General features: G+C 66.3%; 18 protein-coding genes and 1 riboswitch. Of the genes, 4 read left to right on the top strand and 14 right to left on the bottom strand.

Annotated features, from left to right (window positions below; translation table 11 throughout):
* Positions 1-39 precede the first annotated feature (39 nt).
* The 11 genes from KVT32_RS14300 to KVT32_RS14250 all read right to left on the bottom strand — a co-directional run bounded on the left by KVT32_RS14300 (position 40) and on the right by KVT32_RS14250 (position 12,774).
* A complete protein-coding gene (locus KVT32_RS14300) occupies positions 40-2,877 on the bottom strand; it encodes a toxin VasX (protein WP_217618399.1) in 2,838 nt (945 codons plus the stop codon).
* Positions 2,878-2,891: 14 nt separating this feature from the next.
* On the bottom strand, positions 2,892-3,806 hold the full coding sequence (locus KVT32_RS14295) for a DUF4123 domain-containing protein (RefSeq protein ID WP_217618398.1): 915 nt from the start codon (positions 3,804-3,806) through the stop codon (positions 2,892-2,894).
* 260 nt (positions 3,807-4,066) lie between these two features.
* A complete protein-coding gene (gene metF, locus KVT32_RS14290) occupies positions 4,067-4,909 on the bottom strand; it encodes a methylenetetrahydrofolate reductase [NAD(P)H] (protein ID WP_062838890.1) in 843 nt (280 codons plus the stop codon).
* A 131-nt stretch (positions 4,910-5,040) separates the two neighbouring features.
* A complete protein-coding gene (locus KVT32_RS14285; RefSeq protein WP_056327402.1) occupies positions 5,041-5,376 on the bottom strand; it encodes a phage holin family protein in 336 nt (111 codons plus the stop codon).
* Between the two features lie 123 nt (positions 5,377-5,499).
* Positions 5,500-6,918, bottom strand: coding sequence for an adenosylhomocysteinase (ahcY, locus tag KVT32_RS14280; RefSeq protein ID WP_062838889.1), 1,419 nt, complete (start codon positions 6,916-6,918; stop codon positions 5,500-5,502).
* A gap of 100 nt (positions 6,919-7,018) precedes the next feature.
* Positions 7,019-7,166: riboswitch (S-adenosyl-L-homocysteine riboswitch) on the bottom strand.
* A 61-nt stretch (positions 7,167-7,227) separates the two neighbouring features.
* The gene (locus tag KVT32_RS14275; protein ID WP_152382931.1) at positions 7,228-8,274 is read right to left on the bottom strand and encodes a glycosyltransferase family 1 protein; all 1,047 of its coding nucleotides are present in this window, start codon (positions 8,272-8,274) and stop codon (positions 7,228-7,230) included.
* Positions 8,275-8,394: 120 nt separating this feature from the next.
* Positions 8,395-8,631: a DUF1289 domain-containing protein gene (locus KVT32_RS14270; protein ID WP_217618397.1), complete on the bottom strand. Its 237-nt coding sequence runs from the start codon at positions 8,629-8,631 to the stop codon at positions 8,395-8,397.
* A 92-nt stretch (positions 8,632-8,723) separates the two neighbouring features.
* Positions 8,724-9,611: an alpha/beta fold hydrolase gene (locus tag KVT32_RS14265; RefSeq protein WP_063953738.1), complete on the bottom strand. Its 888-nt coding sequence runs from the start codon at positions 9,609-9,611 to the stop codon at positions 8,724-8,726.
* 37 nt (positions 9,612-9,648) lie between these two features.
* Positions 9,649-10,299 carry a 3-isopropylmalate dehydratase small subunit gene (gene leuD, locus KVT32_RS14260; RefSeq protein ID WP_217618396.1) on the bottom strand — a complete coding sequence of 217 codons (651 nt, stop codon included), beginning with the start codon at positions 10,297-10,299 and terminating at the stop codon, positions 9,649-9,651.
* On the bottom strand, positions 10,296-11,717 hold the full coding sequence (gene leuC / locus KVT32_RS14255; RefSeq protein ID WP_175211921.1) for a 3-isopropylmalate dehydratase large subunit: 1,422 nt from the start codon (positions 11,715-11,717) through the stop codon (positions 10,296-10,298). The genes leuD and leuC overlap by 4 nt, the downstream gene beginning before the upstream one ends.
* 76 nt (positions 11,718-11,793) lie before the next feature.
* A complete protein-coding gene (locus KVT32_RS14250) occupies positions 11,794-12,774 on the bottom strand; it encodes a tripartite tricarboxylate transporter substrate binding protein (protein WP_056327290.1) in 981 nt (326 codons plus the stop codon).
* 127 nt (positions 12,775-12,901) lie between these two features.
* Here KVT32_RS14250 and KVT32_RS14245 point away from each other — a divergent pair, with 127 nt between their 5' ends.
* Positions 12,902-13,825: a LysR family transcriptional regulator gene (locus KVT32_RS14245; RefSeq protein ID WP_056327288.1), complete on the top strand. Its 924-nt coding sequence runs from the start codon at positions 12,902-12,904 to the stop codon at positions 13,823-13,825.
* Between the two features lie 4 nt (positions 13,826-13,829).
* On the opposite strand, the gene KVT32_RS14240 is transcribed toward KVT32_RS14245, so the two are convergent.
* The 3 genes from KVT32_RS14240 to KVT32_RS14230 are packed head-to-tail and all read right to left on the bottom strand — an operon-like array spanning position 13,830 to position 16,237.
* Positions 13,830-14,471 carry a flavin reductase family protein gene (locus KVT32_RS14240; protein WP_056327286.1) on the bottom strand — a complete coding sequence of 214 codons (642 nt, stop codon included), beginning with the start codon at positions 14,469-14,471 and terminating at the stop codon, positions 13,830-13,832.
* A 1-nt stretch (position 14,472) separates the two neighbouring features.
* Positions 14,473-15,231: a GntR family transcriptional regulator gene (locus KVT32_RS14235; protein WP_152382937.1), complete on the bottom strand. Its 759-nt coding sequence runs from the start codon at positions 15,229-15,231 to the stop codon at positions 14,473-14,475.
* A gap of 49 nt (positions 15,232-15,280) precedes the next feature.
* Positions 15,281-16,237 carry a polysaccharide deacetylase family protein gene (locus tag KVT32_RS14230; protein ID WP_175156927.1) on the bottom strand — a complete coding sequence of 319 codons (957 nt, stop codon included), beginning with the start codon at positions 16,235-16,237 and terminating at the stop codon, positions 15,281-15,283.
* 230 nt (positions 16,238-16,467) lie between these two features.
* Here KVT32_RS14230 and KVT32_RS14225 point away from each other — a divergent pair, with 230 nt between their 5' ends.
* From KVT32_RS14225 to KVT32_RS14215, 3 genes are read left to right on the top strand one after another with little or no spacing between them, the layout of a single operon-like run.
* Positions 16,468-17,658: an ABC transporter substrate-binding protein gene (locus KVT32_RS14225; RefSeq protein WP_152382938.1), complete on the top strand. Its 1,191-nt coding sequence runs from the start codon at positions 16,468-16,470 to the stop codon at positions 17,656-17,658.
* A gap of 27 nt (positions 17,659-17,685) precedes the next feature.
* The gene (locus KVT32_RS14220) at positions 17,686-18,564 is read left to right on the top strand and encodes a branched-chain amino acid ABC transporter permease (RefSeq protein WP_056327280.1); all 879 of its coding nucleotides are present in this window, start codon (positions 17,686-17,688) and stop codon (positions 18,562-18,564) included.
* Positions 18,564-21,053 carry a branched-chain amino acid ABC transporter ATP-binding protein/permease gene (locus tag KVT32_RS14215; RefSeq protein WP_152382939.1) on the top strand — a complete coding sequence of 830 codons (2,490 nt, stop codon included), beginning with the start codon at positions 18,564-18,566 and terminating at the stop codon, positions 21,051-21,053. Before KVT32_RS14220 ends, KVT32_RS14215 begins: the two co-directional genes overlap by 1 nt.
* Positions 21,054-21,078: the final 25 nt, after the last annotated feature.

The raw sequence follows: 21,078 nt of genomic DNA, 5'->3' as shown, positions 1-21,078 counted from the left end.
CGATCCGAACGCTCTTTGGGAGGAGCTTGATTGCGCGACTCATTTTGGCGCTCGCACAGGTTCGAGCTTGGCTGAGTCAATAGATTCAGTGAACCACCCGCTTGACGAAAAAATCATCGGCATTGGCGCGTCTGGCTGCTGCAACGCTGTTCCGGGTTGCCCGTCAGGATCAGGAAAGTACAGATATTCAAATAAAACTCGCGCGTCCTTATGCATCAGGATTGACCAACCGCATTCTCTTCCAGTGCTGCCCAAAGGCGTAACCAGGCATTCGCGTTGATAGTCGACAGGGTTCGTGCCAATGGAATGAATAACGGGTCCGACGATCTGAGACAGCTGTTTTCCACGCAACATGAAAGTCATCTTCGTTTGAAAGCTGTCCGTAGGAATGTCAGTTATTCCGGGTAATTCGCAACTAATGCGAAGGTTGCCAACGGGAAAGCTGGAGGCTCCATGCCACTCCGGGGTCAGGCGCGGGCGATAGTAAAAGCTGTGAACAGCGTCTAATTCCTCGCGATTGTCGTAATGTCGGCCACTGACGCCCCAGGCGCTGTGTTTTAGCCAAATCTCAGCCGGCTCGTGCTTACTCAAGTCGGCGCCTAAGGTAAATCCGACAATGAGCAATGCGGCAACACCTGCGACGATCACCCACCCGACTGGACTAAGCCCGAGCATGGCAACGGCAGCCCCGCTATTAAGCGTGGCCGCCGTTGCCGTTCCCCCTGCCCAAGTCGCGACTGTTAGAGCTCCGCCGGCTAGCGCGGAACCTACCAGCATCCGTCCTTGCTCAGGGTTATTGTCGTTAAAGGCGCTGAATGCTCTTACCGAATCAGTTGCAGCCACAAGTCCTGTGCCTAACGCGCCGAAGACTGCGACCCCTCGCTTCGCTGAAAGTGTTTTTAATCTAAGCGCCAATGCGGCATTACCTTGCCGTCCAGCCCGGACCGCAGTGATTGACATAGAGATTTCTATACCTGCGCCAATTACTGCGCTCGCAGCGCCCAGCAACCTGCCAATGGTCACAGCACGATCGTTGGCTCCTTGCAATTCGCTCCAAGCGTCTGCAAGACTCCTCAACGCGAGAAACCCACCCAGCCCGGAGAACAGATGTCCACCGGGACCGCGCAGGCGATTCAACATATTGATGAATGGATTGCCTTTCACATGAATAGGCCTGGGCGGCGGCAGTGCTGGCTTGTCCGTTGGCGCACCATCCAGTTCGCGGTACGTGGTTTCACCTACCTTCACCCAGTCATAGACTGATGTCCTCTTGCCCGAATCTGCCTGACTGATCTTCGGGGACGGCATCTTCCACCCACGCAACCCGTCTTCGCCAAGCGTTTGATACCCTTGGAATTCATAAGCGGCTCGCTGCAGGTCGTCGATGCCGACGTCGTATCGGACGATGGTGAAGCCCGCTCTAATCTCCATCACATGCCGCAGACGTGGAACCAGCACTTCCGCCACCTTGGTTTCCGGCAGCGCCTGCAACAACCCGATTAGCGCGTTGGACGCTGTGGTCAGCTGGTGCTGTTCCAACACCTTGTCCATGACGTTGAAAAGATTCTTGGCAATCTCGCCTGAGGTCGCCTTCAAACGAGCAAGAAGCAGTTCACTGCCATTGGCCAGTGCGAGCCAATAAGGGCTTTTGTCGACGGGCAGATTGATCAGGTCATTCAACACCTGTATGCCATCCTTCGCGTGCACTAGACCGCCAATGCACTGCAGAACGGCGTCCTCATAGTCATGGGCGTTGTGGATCACGCCGCGATCAAAGCAACGCAGCGCCTTGCCCAGCAACCGCGAGGGGTCGATAAGGCGAACCCACGCAACGGAATCCGCTACCGCAGCTGCGATAGTGCGGTCAAACGCCTCGATTTCCTTGGCGTAGACGCTGGGGAATGACATGGCGCCGCTGTAGTTCACCAAGTTTTGCTGCCGCGGGATCGTGTTGGCGACGTCTGGGTTTTTACCCGCCTCTTTCTTCATCGCCTCGAAGTAATTGCGGATGAGCGTTGCGCTCTGCAATTTGTGCGCATTGCGCCCGGCATATTCCGTCTTGCGTGTCACGGCACAGGTAATCCGGTAATGAAGCTCGCTGGCAATCCCGATCGGATCCTGCACCGCAACCACCAGGGGCGTGAAGTCCTTGCGTGGCAGCAACGCGAGGTACATGTTGGCCAGAACGTTGTGGTGGTTGGGCGCCATTTCCGAGAACTGGATTTCGCTCCATCCAAAAGGCCGGGGCGCGCCATGTCCGGATGGCGAGACGAGTTCCGGTGCGGCCTGGCCCAGCAGCGTCGCGTCGAAGATGTGTTCTTGATACGCATTGCCCGCCGGCCTGCATTGCGTGCTCAACGCATCGCGAAGGCTGCCATCATTGGTCTCGATGGCCCACAACGTGCGGTGGGACAGCAGCGTGTCGCTCACCAGGATGTGAACGGTTTCAGCAGTCTTTGCGTCCGGCGCGAAGAGATACGTCTGAGCACCCACCGTATCGGGCCGGCTGAGCCGGCCCGGCGTTGCATCGTCGTCGTCCGCATCACTCCACCAGATACGGGCGAATCGGACGTCTTCGGTGACTTGGTAATGCTGTGTCCACATACGCCCGTGCTCGAAGTAGAAGAGGTAGACGTAGGTGCCCGGTCGCAATGTGCGCAATCCGTACGCTTTGCCGGCCTTGAGCGTGGGATAGCCCTCAACGTTCAGGCGGGGAAACACCTCCCTGTCCCACGCGTAATCGGCAATGCCATAGCGCAGCGGATACAGGGGCACACCGCGTTCGCAGGGCGGTGGGGAGATGGCTTTGCCCAGGCGCTTTTCATTCGGGCGAATGGAGCCCAGTGCCTTTTTGTAGTTCACCGCTTTGTCGTCCACCTGATGAGGCCCCTTTACCGCGCCACAAGGGTCGAGAGCCGCGCTTCGGCGTCGACCAACCGCTGTTTTCCCGGAATGTGCCGGCTGGTCAGCATTTCGCGAAGCACGTTGTCTGTGGAGAAAGCCGCTTGCGGGTAGCGAAAGCGCAGATCGACGTAGCGGCGAACGTCGCGTTCCAGGGTGAATGCAAGTTGATCCGCCGCCTCGCGAACGAACAGGTCCGCGTGCCGCCACAAGGCCGGATCATTCTTGGGGTCGTTATACGCAGAGGTTTGTTGGCGGACACTACGCACGCAGTCGCGCATGAACCACGCGAGGCTGGCCTGGTCGAGTGAGATCTCGTCGGCTTTCGTCAAGGCGAGGGGCTCGTCCAGCGCAGGCATGGCTTGCCCCGATACCGGAGAGTCCGCAACCAGCCATTCGCCCTGATGCGGGTTGCCCGCATACCAGATGAAGCGTTGGAGGGGGCCGAACAGCCTGGCCAGGGCGTGCGCGTTCAAGCCTTCACAGAACTCTTCAAGCGCCCGCGCGCCGTTAAGGCTGAAGCTGATCGGAAGTCCGTCTGAACCCGTCAGTTGATGCAACTGTTGCAGATGGGCGACCAGGGTGTCGTGATCGTCAGAGGCGAGCAGGATGATCCCGGTTTGCTGACGGAACCAATGGTCAAGGGCGTGAGTGAACAAGGCCTCGTCCAGGGGCACGAGCAGGGGACCATGGCGATAGCCTGGGTTGCGGTACTCCCGAGGCGTGTCGCGCCAGACCCACCGGTGCTCGAATGCCCTTGTGATTCGCAGAACGTCGCTTTCGAGTGTGTCGCTGCGGGCGCCGTCCAGAAAAATCCAGGGGCTGATACCGTGTTCCAGCGAGGTCCAATCCGGACATGGCAATGTACTTACCACCCGACGCGTCCATCTGGACGCATCGGCCATCAAATCAGTCGCCGCTCCCGCCATGTGAGTTTCACTCGTTGATTGAACAAAAAGTCGTTCAATCTAAGGCGGAGCCGCGCCCTTGCACATATGAATACTTCGAAACTGCTGAGGCGCGGGTCTGAGTTACCAGAAAGAAAAATCCCCACGCAGCGTAACGCTTCGTGGGGATCGATCTGACCAACTTATTAAGACCGGGGAAGACGCCGGCCTTTCACGACGGCAGCCAGCGGTATGTCCGCCGCCGCGCCGCCGACCGCTTACACCGTCAGTTCCTTCCAGATCGCCAGCGGCGCTTCGGAATGGTTCAGCGTGTAGAAATGCAGGCCGGGCGCGCCGTTGTCCAGCAGCGTCTGGCACAGCTCGGTCACGACGTCCACGCCGAAGGCGCGGATGGAGGCCTTGTCGTCGCCGAATTCGGCCAGGCGCAGGCGGATCCAGCGCGGGACTTCCGCGCCGCACATCTCGGAGAACCGCAGCAGCTGCGTGTGGTTCGTGATGGGCATGATGCCCGGCACGATCGGCACGTTCACGCCCTTGGCGCGGGCCCGGTCGACGAAATCGAAATAGGCGTCGGCATTGAAGAAGTACTGCGTGATGGCGGCATCGGCGCCCGCCTTCACCTTGGTCACGAAATGATCCAGGTCGGCCGACGGATTGGCGGCCTGGGGGTGCATTTCGGGATAGGCGGCCACTTCGATGTGGAACCAGTCGCCGGTTTCCTCGCGGATGAACGACACCAGCTCGTTGGCGTAGCGCAGCTCGCCCGCGTCGCCGCCCATGCCCGACGGCAGGTCGCCGCGCAGGGCCACCACGCGCCGCACGCCTTCGCGCTTGTAGGCCTGCAGGATGTCCCGCAGGTCCTGGCGCGATGCGCCCACGCACGACAGGTGCGGCGCGGCGTCACAACCCAGGTTGCGCAGCGTGCGCACGGCGTCGGCCGTGCCGGCGCGCGTGGAGCCGCCCGCGCCGAACGTCACGCTGACGTACTTGGGCTGAATGGCCAGCATCTGCTTGGCCGCGCGCACCAGCCGCTCCTGGCCAGCCAGGTCGCGGGGAGGAAAGAATTCCAGACTGAAAGCAGGAGAAATCGATTCGGACATATCAATCTTTTTATGGCGCCATGCGCCGCTTAGGGCAGGTGCCCCCCTCGCGGGGTGCCGCGGATCCGGCTTCGCCGGTCCGCAGGCACGCCCCTGGGGGAAGCGCGCAGCGCTCGGGGGGGATTTCTACCCTACGGGATCAGCTTGGTCAGGAGACCGGAAATGATGCTGTACAGGATCGCGCCACCCACAGCCCACCAGAACCCGTTGACCTGGAATCCCTTGAGCACGGAGCCCACGAACCAGAACAGCAAGGCGTTGATGACGATGAGGAAAAGCCCGAGAGTAACGATCGTGATGGGCAGCGTCAGCAGCACCAGGACCGGCTTGACCAGCATGTTCACCAGGCCCAGCACCAGCGCGGCGATGAGCGCCGAACCGAAACTGGCCACGGTGATGCCGGGCAGCAGGTAGGCAACGGCCAGCAAGGCCACCGCGTTCAGGATCCAGACGAGTATCAGTGTCACCATGTTCGAACTCCTGTATTGACGCTCCGCGGACCCGTCGACGCCGGGCGAAGACGGGCGTGACCCGCAGATCGGAAAATCCGCGCCGACATGGCGCGGCATTTTCCTATTGTGCTACATCCATCAATAGCGGTAGTGATTGGGCTTGTAGGGGCCCTCGACCGGCACACTGATGTAGTCGGCCTGATCCTGGCGCAGCGTCGTGAGCTTGACGCCCAGCTTCTTCAGGTGCAGGCGGGCGACCTTCTCGTCCAGGTGCTTGGGCAGCACGTAGACTTCGCCGGACTTGTAGGCTTCGTTGCGCGTGAACAGTTCGATCTGGGCGATCGTCTGGTTGGCGAACGAGGACGACATCACGAACGAGGGGTGGCCGGTGGCGCAGCCCAGGTTCACGAGACGGCCCTGCGCCAGCAGGATGATGCGCTTGCCGTCCGGGAAGATGACGTGGTCGACTTGGGGCTTGATTTCTTCCCACTTGCAGTCGGCCAGGGCAGCGACGTCGATTTCGTTGTCGAAGTGGCCGATGTTGCAGACGATGGCCTGGTCCTTCATGGCGTTCATGTGCTCGCGCGTGATCACATGGTAGTTGCCGGTGGCGGTGACAAAGATGTCGCCGTGGGCGGCAGCTTCTTCCATCGTCACGACCTTGAAGCCTTCCATGGCGGCCTGCAGGGCGCAGATCGGGTCGATTTCGGTGACCCACACTTGCGCGCGCAGCGCGACCAGCGCCTGGGCGCAGCCCTTGCCCACGTCGCCGTAGCCGGCCACAACCGCGATCTTGCCGGCGACCATCACGTCGGTGGCGCGCTTGATGCCGTCAACCAGCGATTCGCGGCAGCCGTACAGGTTGTCGAACTTGGACTTGGTGACCGAGTCGTTGACGTTGATGGCAGCAAACGCCAGCTCGCCCTTTTGCGACATCTGGTACAGGCGATGCACGCCGGTGGTGGTTTCTTCGGTCACGCCCTTGATCAGCGCCAGGCGGGTCGAGTACCACTTCGGATCGCGCTTGAGCGTTTCCTTGATGGCGGCGAACAGGATGCGCTCTTCATCGCTGCCCGGGTTGGCCAGGACCGAGAGGTCCTTTTCGGCCTTGGTGCCCAGGTGCAGCATCAACGTGGCGTCGCCGCCGTCGTCCAGGATCATGTTGGCGTTCTGGCCGTTGGGCCATTCGAAGATCTTGTGCGTGTACTGCCAGTACTCTTCCAGCGTCTCGCCCTTGACGGCGAAGACCGGCGTGCCGGACGCGGCGATGGCGGCGGCGGCGTGGTCCTGCGTGGAGAAGATGTTGCACGAGGCCCAGCGCACTTCGGCGCCCAGCGCCACCAGCGTTTCGATCAGCACGCCGGTCTGGATGGTCATGTGCAGGCTGCCGGCGATGCGCGCGCCCTTGAGCGGCTGCGACGCGGCGAATTCCTCGCGGATGGCCATCAGGCCGGGCATTTCGGTTTCGGCGATGGCGAGTTCGCGGCGGCCCCAGCCGGCCAGCGACATGTCGGCGACGAGGTAGTCGGTAAAGGATTTATCAGTCACAGCGTTCATGGTGTGTAGGCTCCACGTAAATTACGAACGGCGCACGAGATGGCCGGACAACGCGAATACACCACGACAGTCGAGTGCTCGCCTTTCCCGCCATACGCGACAAAGGTGAGCGCCGTTGCTGTAGCGACGCGCAGGGCGCGGCGCTTGAACAAGGATTCCTGAGCCTGGCGAGCCGGGGTCCGCATGGGGTGGCCGCGCAAGGGGGCCACCTGGGGGACCGCAGGGTCGTCGCAACGCTCCTCAGGATTGCCGGGCATTGTACAAGGTTGGCGCCCGGAACGGCCAGCACATCCGGGCCGCGCGTCTGTATCAGGTTGTGGTGGCCCAGGCGTTGGCCGCCCCGCGCGAATCCCCCTGCGTCAGCGGCACCAGTGCATCCAGCAGATCCGCGGCGACCGAATCCCAGCTGCGGGTCAGCGCCTGCGCCCGCACGGCGTCGCGGTCCAGCGGCAGCGCGGCCAGGCAGGCGCGCTTCAGGTCGTCGTCCAGCCGGCCCGTGACGCCCTCCTGCACCACGGCAATGGGCGCCTCGCTGCGGAAGGCGGCAACCGGCGTGCCGCAGGCCATCGCCTCCAGCATGACGAGCCCGAAGGTATCGGTCAGGCTGGGAAACACGAAGACGTCGGCCGCCGCGTAATACCCCGGCAGCGCGCCGTCCTGCTGCATGCCCAGGAAGACGGCGTCCGGAAAGCGCTTTTTCAGGCGCGCCTCGTCGGGCCCCGCGCCCACCACCACCTTCGTGCCCGGCAGATCCAGGGACAGGAAGGCATCCAGGTTCTTTTCCTTGGCGACGCGGCCCACGCTCAGCCAGACGGGCCGGGGCAGATCCCGGAACGCCTGGCTGGACGCGGGCTGGAACTTGCGCGGATCCACCCCGCGCGACCAGACCCGCAGATTCGCCAGACCGCGCCGCACGAGGATGTCGCGCACCGTGGGCGTGGGCACCAGCACGCATTGCGACGGCCGGTGAAACCAGCGCAGGTAGCGCCACGGCAGCGCGGCGGGGATGCCCATGCGCGCCTCTAGGTAGTCCGGAAACATGGTGTGAAAGGACGTGGTGAAGCGCCAGCCGCGCCGCAGCGCCATGCGGCGGGCCGCCAGCCCCAGCGGGCCTTCCGTGGCGATGTGCAGCGCATCGGGAATGGTGTCGCCCAGCACGCGGCGCAATTGCCGGCCGGGCGTGAGGCATAGGCGCAGATCGGGTTCGGAAGGCGCGGGGATGGTTCGGCTGCCCTCGGGGCTCACCACGATCAGCTCGTGGCCCCATTCGCTGAGGATCTGCCGCATGGTCGTCCAGGTGCGGACGACGCCGTTGACTTGCGGATGCCAGGCATCCGTGACGAGAACGATGCGCATGATGGAGCCGGAAGTGGGCAATGGCGCTATTGAGCCTACGCCATATGACAAGCCCAAGACGGGGACAGGGTTCCCGCCCTCAACGCCACGAAAGCGGTGTGGCGCTCCCGGCGCGGCGCGTCAGTTGTTGCGCCGCGGATACCCTTGCGAGCGGATGCGGATCCAGACTTCGCGCTTTTCGGCTTCCGACATGAACACCCAGTTGGCGACTTCCATGGCGGTGCGGCCGCAGCCGCGGCAGACGTCGTCAAACAGCGTGGAGCAGACGGCCACGCAGGGCGAATCCGAGGCCTTGAAGGCGCGTTGCGCGTCCTCGGCGTCGGGCAATTCGGAAAGATCGGCGAAGTAACGATTCATGGGGCGAAGGTTAACACCAGGGGTGCGTCCCTTTTTGGATATCCCTATCGCCCGCCAAGGCTTGGTCGACACGCGGACCCGCCCCGCCTGCCTCAGCGCCAACCGAAGAAATCGCCTGCCTCGGCCAGCACCGCGTCCGGCGATTCCTCCGCGAGGTAATGCGCGCCCGGCAGCGGCCCGCCCGTCACGTCGTCGGCCACCGCGCGCCACAGCGCCAGCACATCGAAGTTGCGGCCGACGGCCCCGCGCTCGCCCCACATCGCGCGCACCGGCATGCGCAGGCGCTCGCCGGCCGCGCGGCCCGCTTCGTCTTGCGCAAGATCGATCGTGGCCGAGGCGCGGTAGTCCTCGCAGATGCCCGTGGCCCACCCGGGCTGACGCGCGGCGCGCTCGTATTCCGCCATGGCCTCGTTGGAAAAGTGCGCCAGCCCGCCCGGCCGGCCGCCCATCACGGACCGCAGGTAGAAGACCGGGTCGTGTTCGATCATCGTTTCGGGCACGGGGGCCGGCTGGATCAGCCAGAACCAATGGAAGTAGGCCTGCGCAAAGGCGCGCGTCGTGCCTTCGTACATATCCAGCGTGGGCGCGATGTCCAGCAGCATCATGCGGGCGACGGCCTCGGGATGGTCCAGCGCCAGCCGGTGCGCGACCCGCGCGCCGCGGTCATGGGCCAGGATCTCGAAGCGGTCGTGACCCAGCCCGCGCATCAGCGCCACCATGTCCGCCGCCATGACCCGCTTGGAATGCTTGGCGTGATCGGCGCTGGCGGCGGGCTTGTCACTGTCGCCATAGCCGCGCAGGTCCGCGGCCACGCAGGTGCGATGACGCGTCAGCTCGGGCCAGACGCGGTGCCAGATGGCGTGGGTCTGCGGATGCCCGTGCAAGAGCAGCAGCGGCGGACCCGAACCGTCGATGCGGGCGGCGATCTCCACACCGTTGGCGGCAAAGCGCCGCACCGGCAGGTCGAAAAAGGCGGTCATCTGCGTCATCTCCTATCGTCGTGGCGCGGCTGCCGCGTCAGGCGGCGTCCAGCCGGTCGCGCACCTGGCGCGCCACGTCCTTCATCCACGGAAAGCGCGCCCAATGGCGGGCTTCGAAACGCGCGACCTCTGGCAACTGCTGCAGCGTCGCGCCCACCATGTCCTGCCCCTGCGCGAACATGCTGCGATGCCGCACCGGCAGGTCAAAGCGGGCCTGCCAGCCATCGGCGGCGCGCACCTGGCCGGCCATCACGTCGATGCCGACGCGGTTGGATCCGGCCGCCGGGGTATTGGACACCTTCGAGAGCAGCGCGTCGACCTCGGCGGGCGGCAGCGTCACCAAGAGCAAGCCGTTGTTGAGCGCGTTGAAATAGAAGATCTCGCCAAAGCTGGACGCGATCACCGCCCGGATGCCGAACTGCTGCAGGCCCCAGACGGCGTGTTCACGGCTGGAGCCGCAGCCGAAGTTGGGGCCCGCCACAAGAATGCTGGCGCCCGCATAGGCCGGCTGATTCAGCACGCAGTCCGGCCGCGGCGCGCCCTGTTCGTCAAAGCGCAGGTCGTACAGCAGGCCCTTGTCCAGCCCGGCCTTGTCGATGATGCGCAGAAACTGCTTGGGCATGATCTGGTCGGTGTCCAGATTGGAATACGGCAGCGGCGCGGCCACGCCTTCGATCATTGCAGTCATTTGGCGTCTCCCCATGCGCGCACGTCGACGATACGGCCGGCCAGCGCGGCGGCGGCGGCCATGGCGGGACTCATCAGGTGCGTGCGCCCTGCCCGCCCCTGACGTCCCTCGAAATTCCGGTTGGTGGTGGATGCGCAGCGCTCACCCGGGCGCAGCACGTCGTCGTTCATCGCCAGGCACATCGAACAGCCGGGCTGGCGCCATTCGAAACCCGCCGCGATCAGGTCGGCCGCCAGCCCCTCGGCTTCGGCCTGGGCGCGCACGGCGCCGGACCCCGGCACCACCATCGCGCGCACCCCCGCGGCCACCTTCCTGCCGCGCGCCAGACCCGCCACGACGCGCAGGTCCTCGATTCGGCCATTGGTACAGGAGCCGATGAACACCCGGTCGATCGGCACGCCGGCGATCGGCTCGCCGGCGGCAAGCCCGATGTAGTCCATCGCCTTCTCCAGCGCCAGCCGGGCCAGCGTGTCCGGCTCGTCGCGCGGATCCGGCACCGCGCCGTCGACGGCAATCGCCTGGTCCGGGCTCGTGCCCCACGTCACGAAGGGCGCAATGCGGCTCGCGTCGAACACGTGTTCCACATCGAAGTGCGCGCCGTCGTCCGAGCGCAGCGTGGCCCACCAGGCGCGCGCCTCGTCCAGCAACGCGCCGCGCAGCTGCGGCGCGTGCGCCGTGACGTAGGCGTCGGTGACGGCGTCCGGCGCGATCAGCGCGGCGCGCGCGCCGGCCTCCACCGTCATGTTGCACAGGGTCATGCGCGCTTCGGCGGACAGCGCGGCCACGGCCTCGCCGCAGAACTCCACGGCATGGCCGCGCGCGCCCTGCGCGCCGATGCGGTGCACGATGTAGATGACCAGATCCTTGGCCGACACATGCGCCGGCAGCGTGCCGTCGATGCGGATCCGCATGTTGCGCGCCACGCGGTACACCAGCGTCTGCGTCGCGAGAATGTGCTCGACTTCGCTCGTCCCGATGCCAAAGCCCAGCGCGCCCAGCGCGCCATACGTGGTGGTGTGGCTGTCGCCGCACAGCACCACCATGCCGGGCAGGATCATGCCGTGTTCCGGCGCGATGACGTGCTCGATGCCCTGCAGCGGATCGGTGGTGTCAAAGAGCGCGATGCGCTGTTCGTCGCAATTGCGCTTCAGGTTCAGCGCCTGGCGCGACGAGGCGTCATCGGCGATCACGCGCAGCGCGGACGGCACGGGATGCGTGGGGATGATGTGGTCCACCACCGCCATCTGCTGACCCGGCCGCAACACGCCCCGGCCGCGCGCGGCCAGGCCGCTGAAGGCTTGCGGGCTGGTGTACTCATTCATGATGTGCAGGTCGACGTAGAGCAGCACGTGCTCGCCGTCGATCCGGGCCACCTCATGGCTGGCCACCAGTTTGTCGTATAGCGTCATGCCGGGCATGTCTGTGCTTCCTTGCTTGAAGAATGCGCCCGCGGCGCGCGCGGGCGGGTAGTGCGCGTTAAACCTTGGAAGGCGATCAATTCGCCTCGATCCCGGCTTCCTTGACGATGCCGGACCAGCGCGTCATCTCCGCGGCCACCATCGCATCGGTCTTGTCCGGCGACGTGATCAGGGGTTCGAAGCCCTCTTTCTGCATGCGCTGCGTCAGCGCGGCCGATTTCAGCGCCTGGCCAAGCTTGGCGTTCAGCGTGTCGATGACCGGCTGCGGCGTCCCGGCCGGCGCGCTGATGACGAACCAGGTGTTGAATTCGTAGCCGGGCAGGCCGGACTCGGCGATGGTCGGCACGTCGGGCAGCAGCGGCGAACGCGCCGTGCCCGTCACCCCGAGCGCGCGCAGCTTCTTGCCATCGACCTGCGGCTTGGCCGCGGACAGCACCGGAAAGCTCATCTGCACCTGTCCGCTGATCGTGTCCAGCATGGCCGGACCGCCGCCCTTGTATGGCACGTGCATGATCTGCGTCTTGGAAACGGACTTGAACAACTCGGCCGCCATGTGGAACGTGCTGCCGGTGCCGGCCGAACCAAAGCTCAGGTCGTTGGCGGGACGGGCGCGCACATAGGCCAGCAGTTCGCTCACCGACTGCACGGGCAACGCGTTGGTGACCGTCAGCACATGCTGCGACGTGCCCACCGTGCCCACGGACCGCAAGTCCTTCGCGGTATCGAACGGCATGGTCTTGAAGAGCGCCGGATTGATGGCCAGCGACATGGTGTTGATGCCCAGCGTGTAGCCGTTGGGCTCGGCGCGCGCCACGGCCGTCATGCCGATGTTGCCGGACGCGCCGGCGCGGTTCTCAACGATCACGCTCTGCCCCAGTTCCTTGGCCCACGCGTCGGAGATCAGGCGGGCCGCGATGTCCACGCTGCCGCCCGGCGCGAACGGCACGATCAGCGTCACCGCACGCTCGGGAAAGGCGTTGCTGGCGGCGGCGGAATGGGCCCAACAGGATGCGGCAAGGGCGGCGCACAATGCGCCGGCCAATCTGGCTGTCTTCATTTTTCGGGTCTCCTCGGTTGGCCGCGTGGGTGCGGCTCTGTATCGGTGAACCCAGTGTATAGACCTAGTCGGTTCTTATAATTCGGAGAAAAAATAAAGCTTTGTTAAATCGGATTTATAAATAGCCATGGATGCGCTCTCCGATCTCGCCTTTTTCTCGCTCGTGGTCAAGCACGGCAACCTGTCCGCCACCGCCCGCGAACTGGGGCTGACCCCGCCCGCGGTCAGCACGCGCCTGGCCAAGCTGGAGCAGCGCCTGGGAGTGCGCCTCTTGAACCGCACCACCCGCCGGGTCAGCGTGACGCAGGAAGGCGAGCTGTATCTTGCCGAGGGTTCCCGCATCCTGGCCGACCTGCAGGCGCTGGAGCGATCGGTGTCCAGTGCGCGCGCCCAGCCCCAGGGGCTGCTGCGGCTGAACGCCACGTTCGGCTTCGGACGGGCCCACATCGTGCCGGCCGTCTCGGACTTTTGCCGGCAGTACCCCGATGTGGAAGTGCAGATGCGGCTGACCGACAGGCCGCTGAACCTGATCGAGGAAGGCTTTGACGTGGCGGTGCGGTTCGGCGACCTGCCCGATGCGCGGCTGACCGCGCGCCGGATCGCGTCCAACCGGCGCCTGCTGTGCGCATCGCCCCGCTACCTGGAGACGCATGGCGAGCCGCGCACGCCCGGCGACCTGCAGCGCCACCGCTGCATCGTCGTGCGCGAGAACGACGTGGCCTACGGCACCTGGCGGCTGGAATCGGGCGCCCGCGCGGAAACCGTGAAGGTGCGCGGGCCGGTCAGTTCGAACGACGGCCAGAGCGCATTGGAATGGGCGCTGGACGGCCACGGCATCGTCATGCGCTCCGAATGGGAAACTGCGGCGCACCTGCGCGAAGGCCGGTTGCGCGAGGTCCTGACGGACTGGCGCACCCCGCCCGCCGACATCCACGCCCTGTATCCGGAACGGCTGAACCTGCCGGCCAAGACGCTGGCCTTCGTCGACTTCCTGTCGCGGCGCTTTGCGCGACGCGTGCGCGCGCCGGGCTCGGACGCCGCGGTGTGGTGAGCGCTCAGATCTCGTCGATGGGCGTGCGGGCGGCAGCGCCCGCGGGCGCGCTGTCCGCGTCGATGGCGTAGCGGTCGCGCGTGCGCACATAGAAGCTGGCGCCAAACCGCCCCACCGGAAAGTAGTCCTGCAGCCGCACGCGCCACGTTTCCGTGTCGATCAGCCCGTCGCGCGCATGCAGCCAGCGGACCTGGCCGATGAAGATCTGGCGGCTGGCCGTCTCCAGGGTTTCAAAGAGCGTGCACTCGAACGCAACAGGCGCCTCTACGATGCGCGGCGGCGCCACGCGGTGGCTGGGCGCGGCGTCCAGGCCCGCATGCGCCAGTTCGCTGACATCGGACGGCAGGCGGTCACCGCAGCGGTGCATCTTTTCCGCCATGGCCTCGTCGGTCAGGTGGACCACGAATTCCTTGTCCCGCGCGATGTTGACCGCCGTGTCCTTCAGGCCGCCGTCTTCCAGGCGGTTGATGCTGACCATCACGATGGGCGGATCCTCGCCCAGCATGTTGAACATGCTGAACGGCGCGGCGTTGACCACGCCTGTCTCGGACAGCGTGGTGATCAGCGCGATCGGCCGGGGCACGATCAGGCTGGCCATCAGCTTGTAGCGCTGGTATTCGGTGATAGCGTCGAAGTCGATTTCCATATCAGGCCAGTCCCAGCATCTGGGCAAGGGTTTGCGCGGGCTGCGGGCGCTCCAGGCTGATGCGCCGCTCCAGGTCCGCAAGGTGGTTGTCGTTGATCCGCACGGCTTCAGCCACGTCGCCGCGCTCCAGCATGTCCACGATCAGCACGTGTTCACCGTGTTCGCAGGCGGCATTGCCCGGCGGCTCGTACAGCGCCACGATGAGCGAACAGCGCGACACCAGCTCGGCCAGGTAGCCGTGCAGGATGGTGTTGCCGGACAGTTCGCCCAGGCGGACGTGAAAGGCGCTGGCCTGCCGCGCCCAGGCCGGTTGCCCGGCACGATGCAGCAGCGCGTGCTCGTCGCGCAGCTGCCGGCGCAGCGAGGCGTAGTCGGCGCGCGTGGCGCGGGCCGCGGCCAGCGGCAGCAGCGCGGCTTCCAGCGCGCGGCGCGCCTGGAAGATCTGGCGAGTGTCTTCAGGGGTGGGTTCAGCCACCACCGCGCCGCGGTTGTGATGCAGGTCCACCACATGCTCGTGCGCCAGCCGCTGCAACGCCTTGCGGGCCACCGACCGCGACACGCCGAACAGTTCGCAGATCGCGGCTTCGGGCAGCTTGGTGCCGGGCGTGAGCCGCTGGCTCATCACGCTTTCGTAGACCGCTTCGCAAATGCGGCGCTCCATGTCGGCGTCGGGCAGGACGTCATCGTCCGCGGCGGGCTTGGCGGACTTGGACCGCGCGGAGGCGGGACTGCGGGGTTTGGCGGCGCTTTTGGTGGACATGCGGGACTCGGTTCAACAAGGGAAACACATCAAGGTGGCGGGACAGCGCCTAGTCGATCACGCCCGGCGGCAGGCTGTCCACGTGCCGGCAGATCTCGCCCGGCGTGGTGAACCAGATCTCGCCCCGGTCGCGGGCGGCGGCCAGCGGCGCCAGCGCGCGCCGCAGGTGACGCAGCCGGTACGGCTGGCCGACGATGTACGGATGCAGCGCGATCCCCATGACCAGCGGCTGGCGGACCGCCTGCGCGCGCATTTCCTCGAACTGGTCAAGGATCATATCGGCAAAATCACGCGCGTCCATCTTGCGGCCCATGATCATCGGAATGTCGTTGAGCTCCTGCGGATAAGGAATCGCCCACAGGTCGCCCGCGCGGGTGCGCATGCGCATCGGCTGGTCGTCATGGCACCAGTTCAGCGTGTACCGGTAGCCCGCCTCGGCCAGCAGGTCGGGCGTCGCGTGGCTCTCGGAGATCCAGGGCGACAGCCAGCCGGCCGGCTCGCTGCCCGCATGCCGCAGGATGCGATCGCGGCAATGCGCAAGCAGCGCGCGTTCCTCGGCTTCGGGCAGCCCGCCCTGCCGGTGCGCGTTGCTGTACCCGTGGCCGATCAACTCATCGCCGCGCGCAAGAAAGGCATCCACCAGTTCCGGGCAGTGCTCGTACAGCGCGGTATTGATCAGCACGCCGGCTGGCAGGCGCAGTTCGTCGAACAGTTCCAGACAGCGCCAGGCCCCCACGCGGTTGCCGTATTCGCGCCAGGCGTAGTTCAGGACGTCCGGATGCGGAGACGGCGGGCCCAGCTCGGCGCCCAGCCCCTCTCCGAAGGCGAAGTGCTCGATGTTGAACCCCAGGTACACAGCCAGGCGCGCGCCGTTGGGCCACGAATAATCGGCGCGGCCGGCGATGCCGCGATACGGAAAGCGGCCGTGGCACGCCAGGGGTTGCGGCGTCCACGGCGACTGATCGTCGCGCCCCGGTTTAGTGCTTTGAAGCGAGGATGGATTCATTTTGGTGCAAATCCTGAAGCATGATTGTGAACAAAATTGCTGCGGTTTTGGCGACAAAATCCTGGCATCGGTGTGCACAAACCCCGTCTGCGCCACCCGCGCCCTGCGGCGGCGGGGCGCAGTCGGCATACGGCAGGCGGCGTGGAACAGGTGGCATGGATCTTGCATGAGGGAACGAAGCAGCACTTAACCCCATGCAAGATTCATTCCACTTTTTCAGGAGTGTCCCGATGACCTCGACCCGTCGTTCCTTCATGCGCCGCGCGACCGCCGCCGCCCTTTTCGCCGCGGGCCTGGCCACGCAGCCGGCGCTGGCCGCGGACCCGATCAAGATCGGCCTGATCACCGCGCTGTCCGGGGAGTCGGCGCGCGCGGGCGAAGCGCTCACGCGCGGCATGACGGTCGCCATCGACGAGATCAACGCGCGCGGCGGCCTTCTGGGCGGACGCCAGGTCGTGCTGGTGCGCCGCGACGACGAAGGCAATCCCGCCAAGGGCATGGCCGCCGCGCGCGAGCTGATCTACAAGGAAAAGGTTGCCGTGCTGTTTGGCGGCCTGGACACGCCAGTCTCCATGGCCATCGTGCCCATCGTGAACCAGGAAAAAGTGCCGTTCATGGGCCCGTGGGCCGCCGGCACGGCCATCACGCAGAACAAGGGCAACCCCAACTTCGTGTTCCGCGTGTCCGCGATGGACGAGATCGTCGACAGCGCGATGGTGCAGTACGCGCAAAAGACGTTCCAGAGCGCCAAGCCCGGCATGATCCTGGTGAACAACCCGTGGGGCGAGTCCAACGAAAAAGGCCTGAATGCCGCGCTGGCCGCGGCCAAGGTCACGCCCGCCGGCGTCGAGAAATTCCAGCCCAATGACCTGGACATCGTGCCGCAACTGAGCCGCCTGAAGGCCGCGGGCGCCGACACGCTGTTCCTCGTGGGCAACGTAGGCCCGTCGGCGCAGGTGGTGAAGTCGCTGGACCGCATGGGCTGGAAGGTGCCGGTCGTCTCGCACTGGGGCCCTGCCGGCGGCCGCTTCACGGAACTGGCCGGTCCCAATGCCAAGAACGTGCACTTCGTGCAGACCTACAGCTTCTTCGGCAAGCAAGGACCGGTGGGCGAGAAGGTGATGCAGGCGCTCAAGGCCAAGTACTCCGACATCAAGGGACCGCAGGACATCACGCCCGCCGTGGGCGTGGCCAACGCCTACGACGGCATGCAGCTGGCCGCGCTGGCTATCGCGCAGGCCGGTTCCACCGACGGCGACGCGGTGCGCCAGGGCTTCTACAAGATCGGCAAGTACGAAGGCCTGATCAAGACGTACGAGCAGCCCTTCACGCCGGCCACGCACGACGCGCTGCGCCAGGAGGACTACGTCTGGACGCACTTCATCGACAACCGCATCCTGCCCGTCAAGGGCACGCAGTAACGCGGCCGGACCACGCGGGAGACGCGCATGTTGTTGATGTCCGCCATCGTCAGCGGCCTGGGCCTGGGAAGCATGTACGGCCTGATGGCCCTGGGCTTTTACCTGACCTACGCCGTGTCCGGCACGGTGAATTTCGCCCAGGGCAGCTCCATGATGCTGGGCGCCGTGCTGACCTACACGTTCGCCCAGACGCTGGGCTGGCCGCTGGCCATTGCGCTGGTGTTCGCCCTGGCGCTGTGCGCGCTCTACGGCTTGGTCGTGGAACGGCTGGCGGTCAGGCCGTTTGCCAGCCGCGGCTCGAACGCGTGGCTCATGTCCACCGTGGCGCTGGGCATCGTGCTGGACAACGTGGTCATGTTCACGTTCGGCAAGGAGCCGCGCAGCCTGCCGTCGCCGCTTGCGCAAGCGCCGCTTGAAATCGGCGGACTGGGGCTGGGCATCTACCCGCTGCAACTGCTGATTCCGGTGGTCGGACTGGCGTTGGCGGCGGCGCTGCACACCTTGTCGCGCCGCACCCGCTGGGGCGTGGCGCTGCTTGCCGTGGTGCAGAACCCGAACGCCGCGCGGCTCATGGGCATCCCCGTGCGCCACGCCATCATGGCCGCCTTCGCGGTATCCACGCTGTTCGCGGGCGTGGCCGGCGCGCTGGTCGCGCCGCTCTTTAACGTGACGGCGGACATGGGCACGCTGTTCGGGCTGAAGGCCTACGTGGTCGCCATCCTGGGCGGCATCACCAGCGCGTGGGGCGTGATGATCGCGGGCCTCCTGTTCGGCGTGGTCGAAGCGCTGATCACCGTGGCGCTGGGGTCGGGGTACACGCAGATCATCAGCTTCACGCTGGTGATCGTCATGTTGGCCGTGCTGCCCAATGGCCTGTTCGGGCGCGCCGATGTGAGGAAGGTCTGATGAACACGCAATCCGCAATGCGCTGGCTGCCGCCGGCGCTGTACGCCCTGCTGGCCGCGGTGGCCCTGATGCTGGCGGCCACCGTGAACGGCTATTACGTCTTCGTGCTGGGCAACGTGGCGCTGCTGGCGCTGGCCGGCATCGGCCTGAACGTGCTGTTGGGCCTGACCGGCCAGATGTCGTTCGGCCACGCGGGCTTTTACGCCATCGGCGCCTACACGGTCGCCATCCTGACCGGCCAGGCCGGGTGGAGCTTCTGGCTGGCGTGGCCGGCCGCCGCGCTGGTGTGCGCCGCGTTCGGCCTGCTGCTCGCGGTGCCGGCGCTGCGCGTGAAAGGCCCCTACCTGGCGATGATCACGATTGCCTTCGGCTTCATCGTGGAGCACGCGCTGATCGAGGGCGGCGCCCTCACCGGCGGCCAGAACGGCCTGATGGGCATCGTGCAGCCCGCCATCGGCAGCCTGGGCGGCGACCGCGGCGTGGCCATGCTGGCCATCGTGGCGGTGTTTGCCGCGCTGATCGGCTACGCGCTGCTGTCGCGCGGCACATGGGGCGCGGCCATGCGCGCGGTCAAGGACAGCGAGACGGCCAGCGAATCGATCGGCATCAATCCGCTGGCGGTCAAGGCGGTGGCCTTCATGGTGTCGGCCGCCGTGGTCGGGTTGGCGGGCGGCCTGTATGCGCCGCTGACCGGCATGATCACGCCGCACAACTTCAACTTCATGCAGTCCATCCTGTTCGTGCTGGCGGTGACGATCGGCGGCGCGGGCTCGCTGGCCGGACCGCTGCTGGGCGCGGTGGTGGTGGGCCTGCTGCCGGAAATGCTCTCCAGCCTGGAGGAATACCGCCTGCTGTTCTTCGGCGCCTTCCTGCTGGTGGTGCTGTGGGCCGCGCCGGAAGGCGCCGCCGGACTGCTGGCACGCTGGCGCCGGCGCGCGCAGACGCAGGGTCTGGCGCCCCGCCACGGCGCCATGCCCACGTCCGTGCGGGCCCGCCGCACACTGCATGCCGACGCGCTCACCATGACCTTCGGCGGCGTGCGCGCCGTGCAGGCGGTGTCGTTCACCGTGCCGCCCGGCGCCGTGACCGCGCTGATCGGCCCCAACGGCGCGGGCAAGTCCACCGTCATCAACATGCTGAGCGGCTACTACCAGCCGACCAGCGGCAACGTGAAGCTGGGCGATGCGCCGCTGGCCGCGCTGGCGGCCCACCGCGTGGCGCGCAGCGGCATCGCCCGCACCTACCAGACCTCGCAGCTCTTTGACACGTTGAGCGTCGAGGACAACGTCGCGCTGGGCATGTTGCGAGGCCGCCTGGGCGGGCTGCTGGCCTCGCACCGATACCTGGCGGCCGACGTGCGCGAACGTGCGCGCGCCCTGCTCGCGTTCTGCGGCTACGAAGGCGCGCTGGACATCGCCGCCGCCGACCTGCCGCACGTGGACCGGCGGCTGGTGGAAATTGCGCGGGCGCTGGCCACCGACGCCGACGTGCTGCTGATGGACGAGCCCGCGGCGGGCCTCTCGCGCGAGGACAAGACGCGGCTGGCCGGACTGCTGCGGCGCATCGCCGACGCGGGCGCGGGCGTGCTGCTGGTCGAGCACGACATGACGCTGGTGATGGGCGTGTCCGATCACATCGTGGCAATCGATGCCGGACGCGAACTGGCGCAGGGCAGCGTCGCCGAGATCCAGCAATCCCCCGAGGTGCGGCAAGCCTACCTGGGCGACGAGGCCGCGCGCCGTGCGCCGGCCGCTCGGCACAGGCCGGCGGGCGAGGCGCTGCCGCCCGAGGTGCTGGGCGTGGGCAACCTGACAACCGGCTACGGCGCCAACCCCGTGCTGCACGGCATCGATCTGCAGGTCAGGCAGGGCGAGATGGTGGCGCTGTTGGGCGCGAACGGCGCGGGCAAATCCACGCTGATGCGCACGCTGGCGGGGCTGCACCGGCCGGCGCAGGGCGGCATGCACCTGCAGGGCCAGGAACTGCACGGCCTGGCCGCGGACCGCATCGTCGCGCGCGGCCTGGTGCTGGTGCCCGAAGGCCGCCAGGTGTTTCCGGGGCTGAGCGTGCTGGACAACATCCGGCTGGGCGCCTTCCTGCATCCGGAGGACCGCGAGGCGCGCGTCGAGGAAATGCTGACGCGCTTTCCGCGCCTGCGCGAACGGCTGCACCAGCGCGCGGGACTGCTTTCCGGCGGCGAGCAGCAGATGCTGGCGATTGCGCGCGGCCTGATGGCCAAGCCCGTGATCCTGCTGCTGGACGAGCCGTCGCTGGGCTTGGCGCCCAAGATCATCGACGAGCTGTTCGAGGCGCTGGACCGGCTGCGCAAGGAATCGATGACGATCCTGCTGGTGGATCAGATGGCCGCGCTGGCGCTGTCGCTGGCCGACCGCGCGTACGTGCTGGAATCTGGCCGGGTTGCAGCGCACGGCGCTGCGGCCGACATCGCGCAGGACGGCGCGCTGGCCCGCGCGTACCTCGGCGCCTGACCGGCGGGGCGGCGGCAAGGCGGCT

Origin of the sequence: Achromobacter sp. GbtcB20, assembly GCF_019091095.1 — a bacterium.
In the GTDB taxonomy this organism is placed as follows: domain Bacteria; phylum Pseudomonadota; class Gammaproteobacteria; order Burkholderiales; family Burkholderiaceae_B; genus Achromobacter; species Achromobacter mucicolens.
The sequence above is the reverse complement of the archived record's forward strand: the minus strand, read 5'-3'. Positions and strand labels throughout refer to the sequence as shown.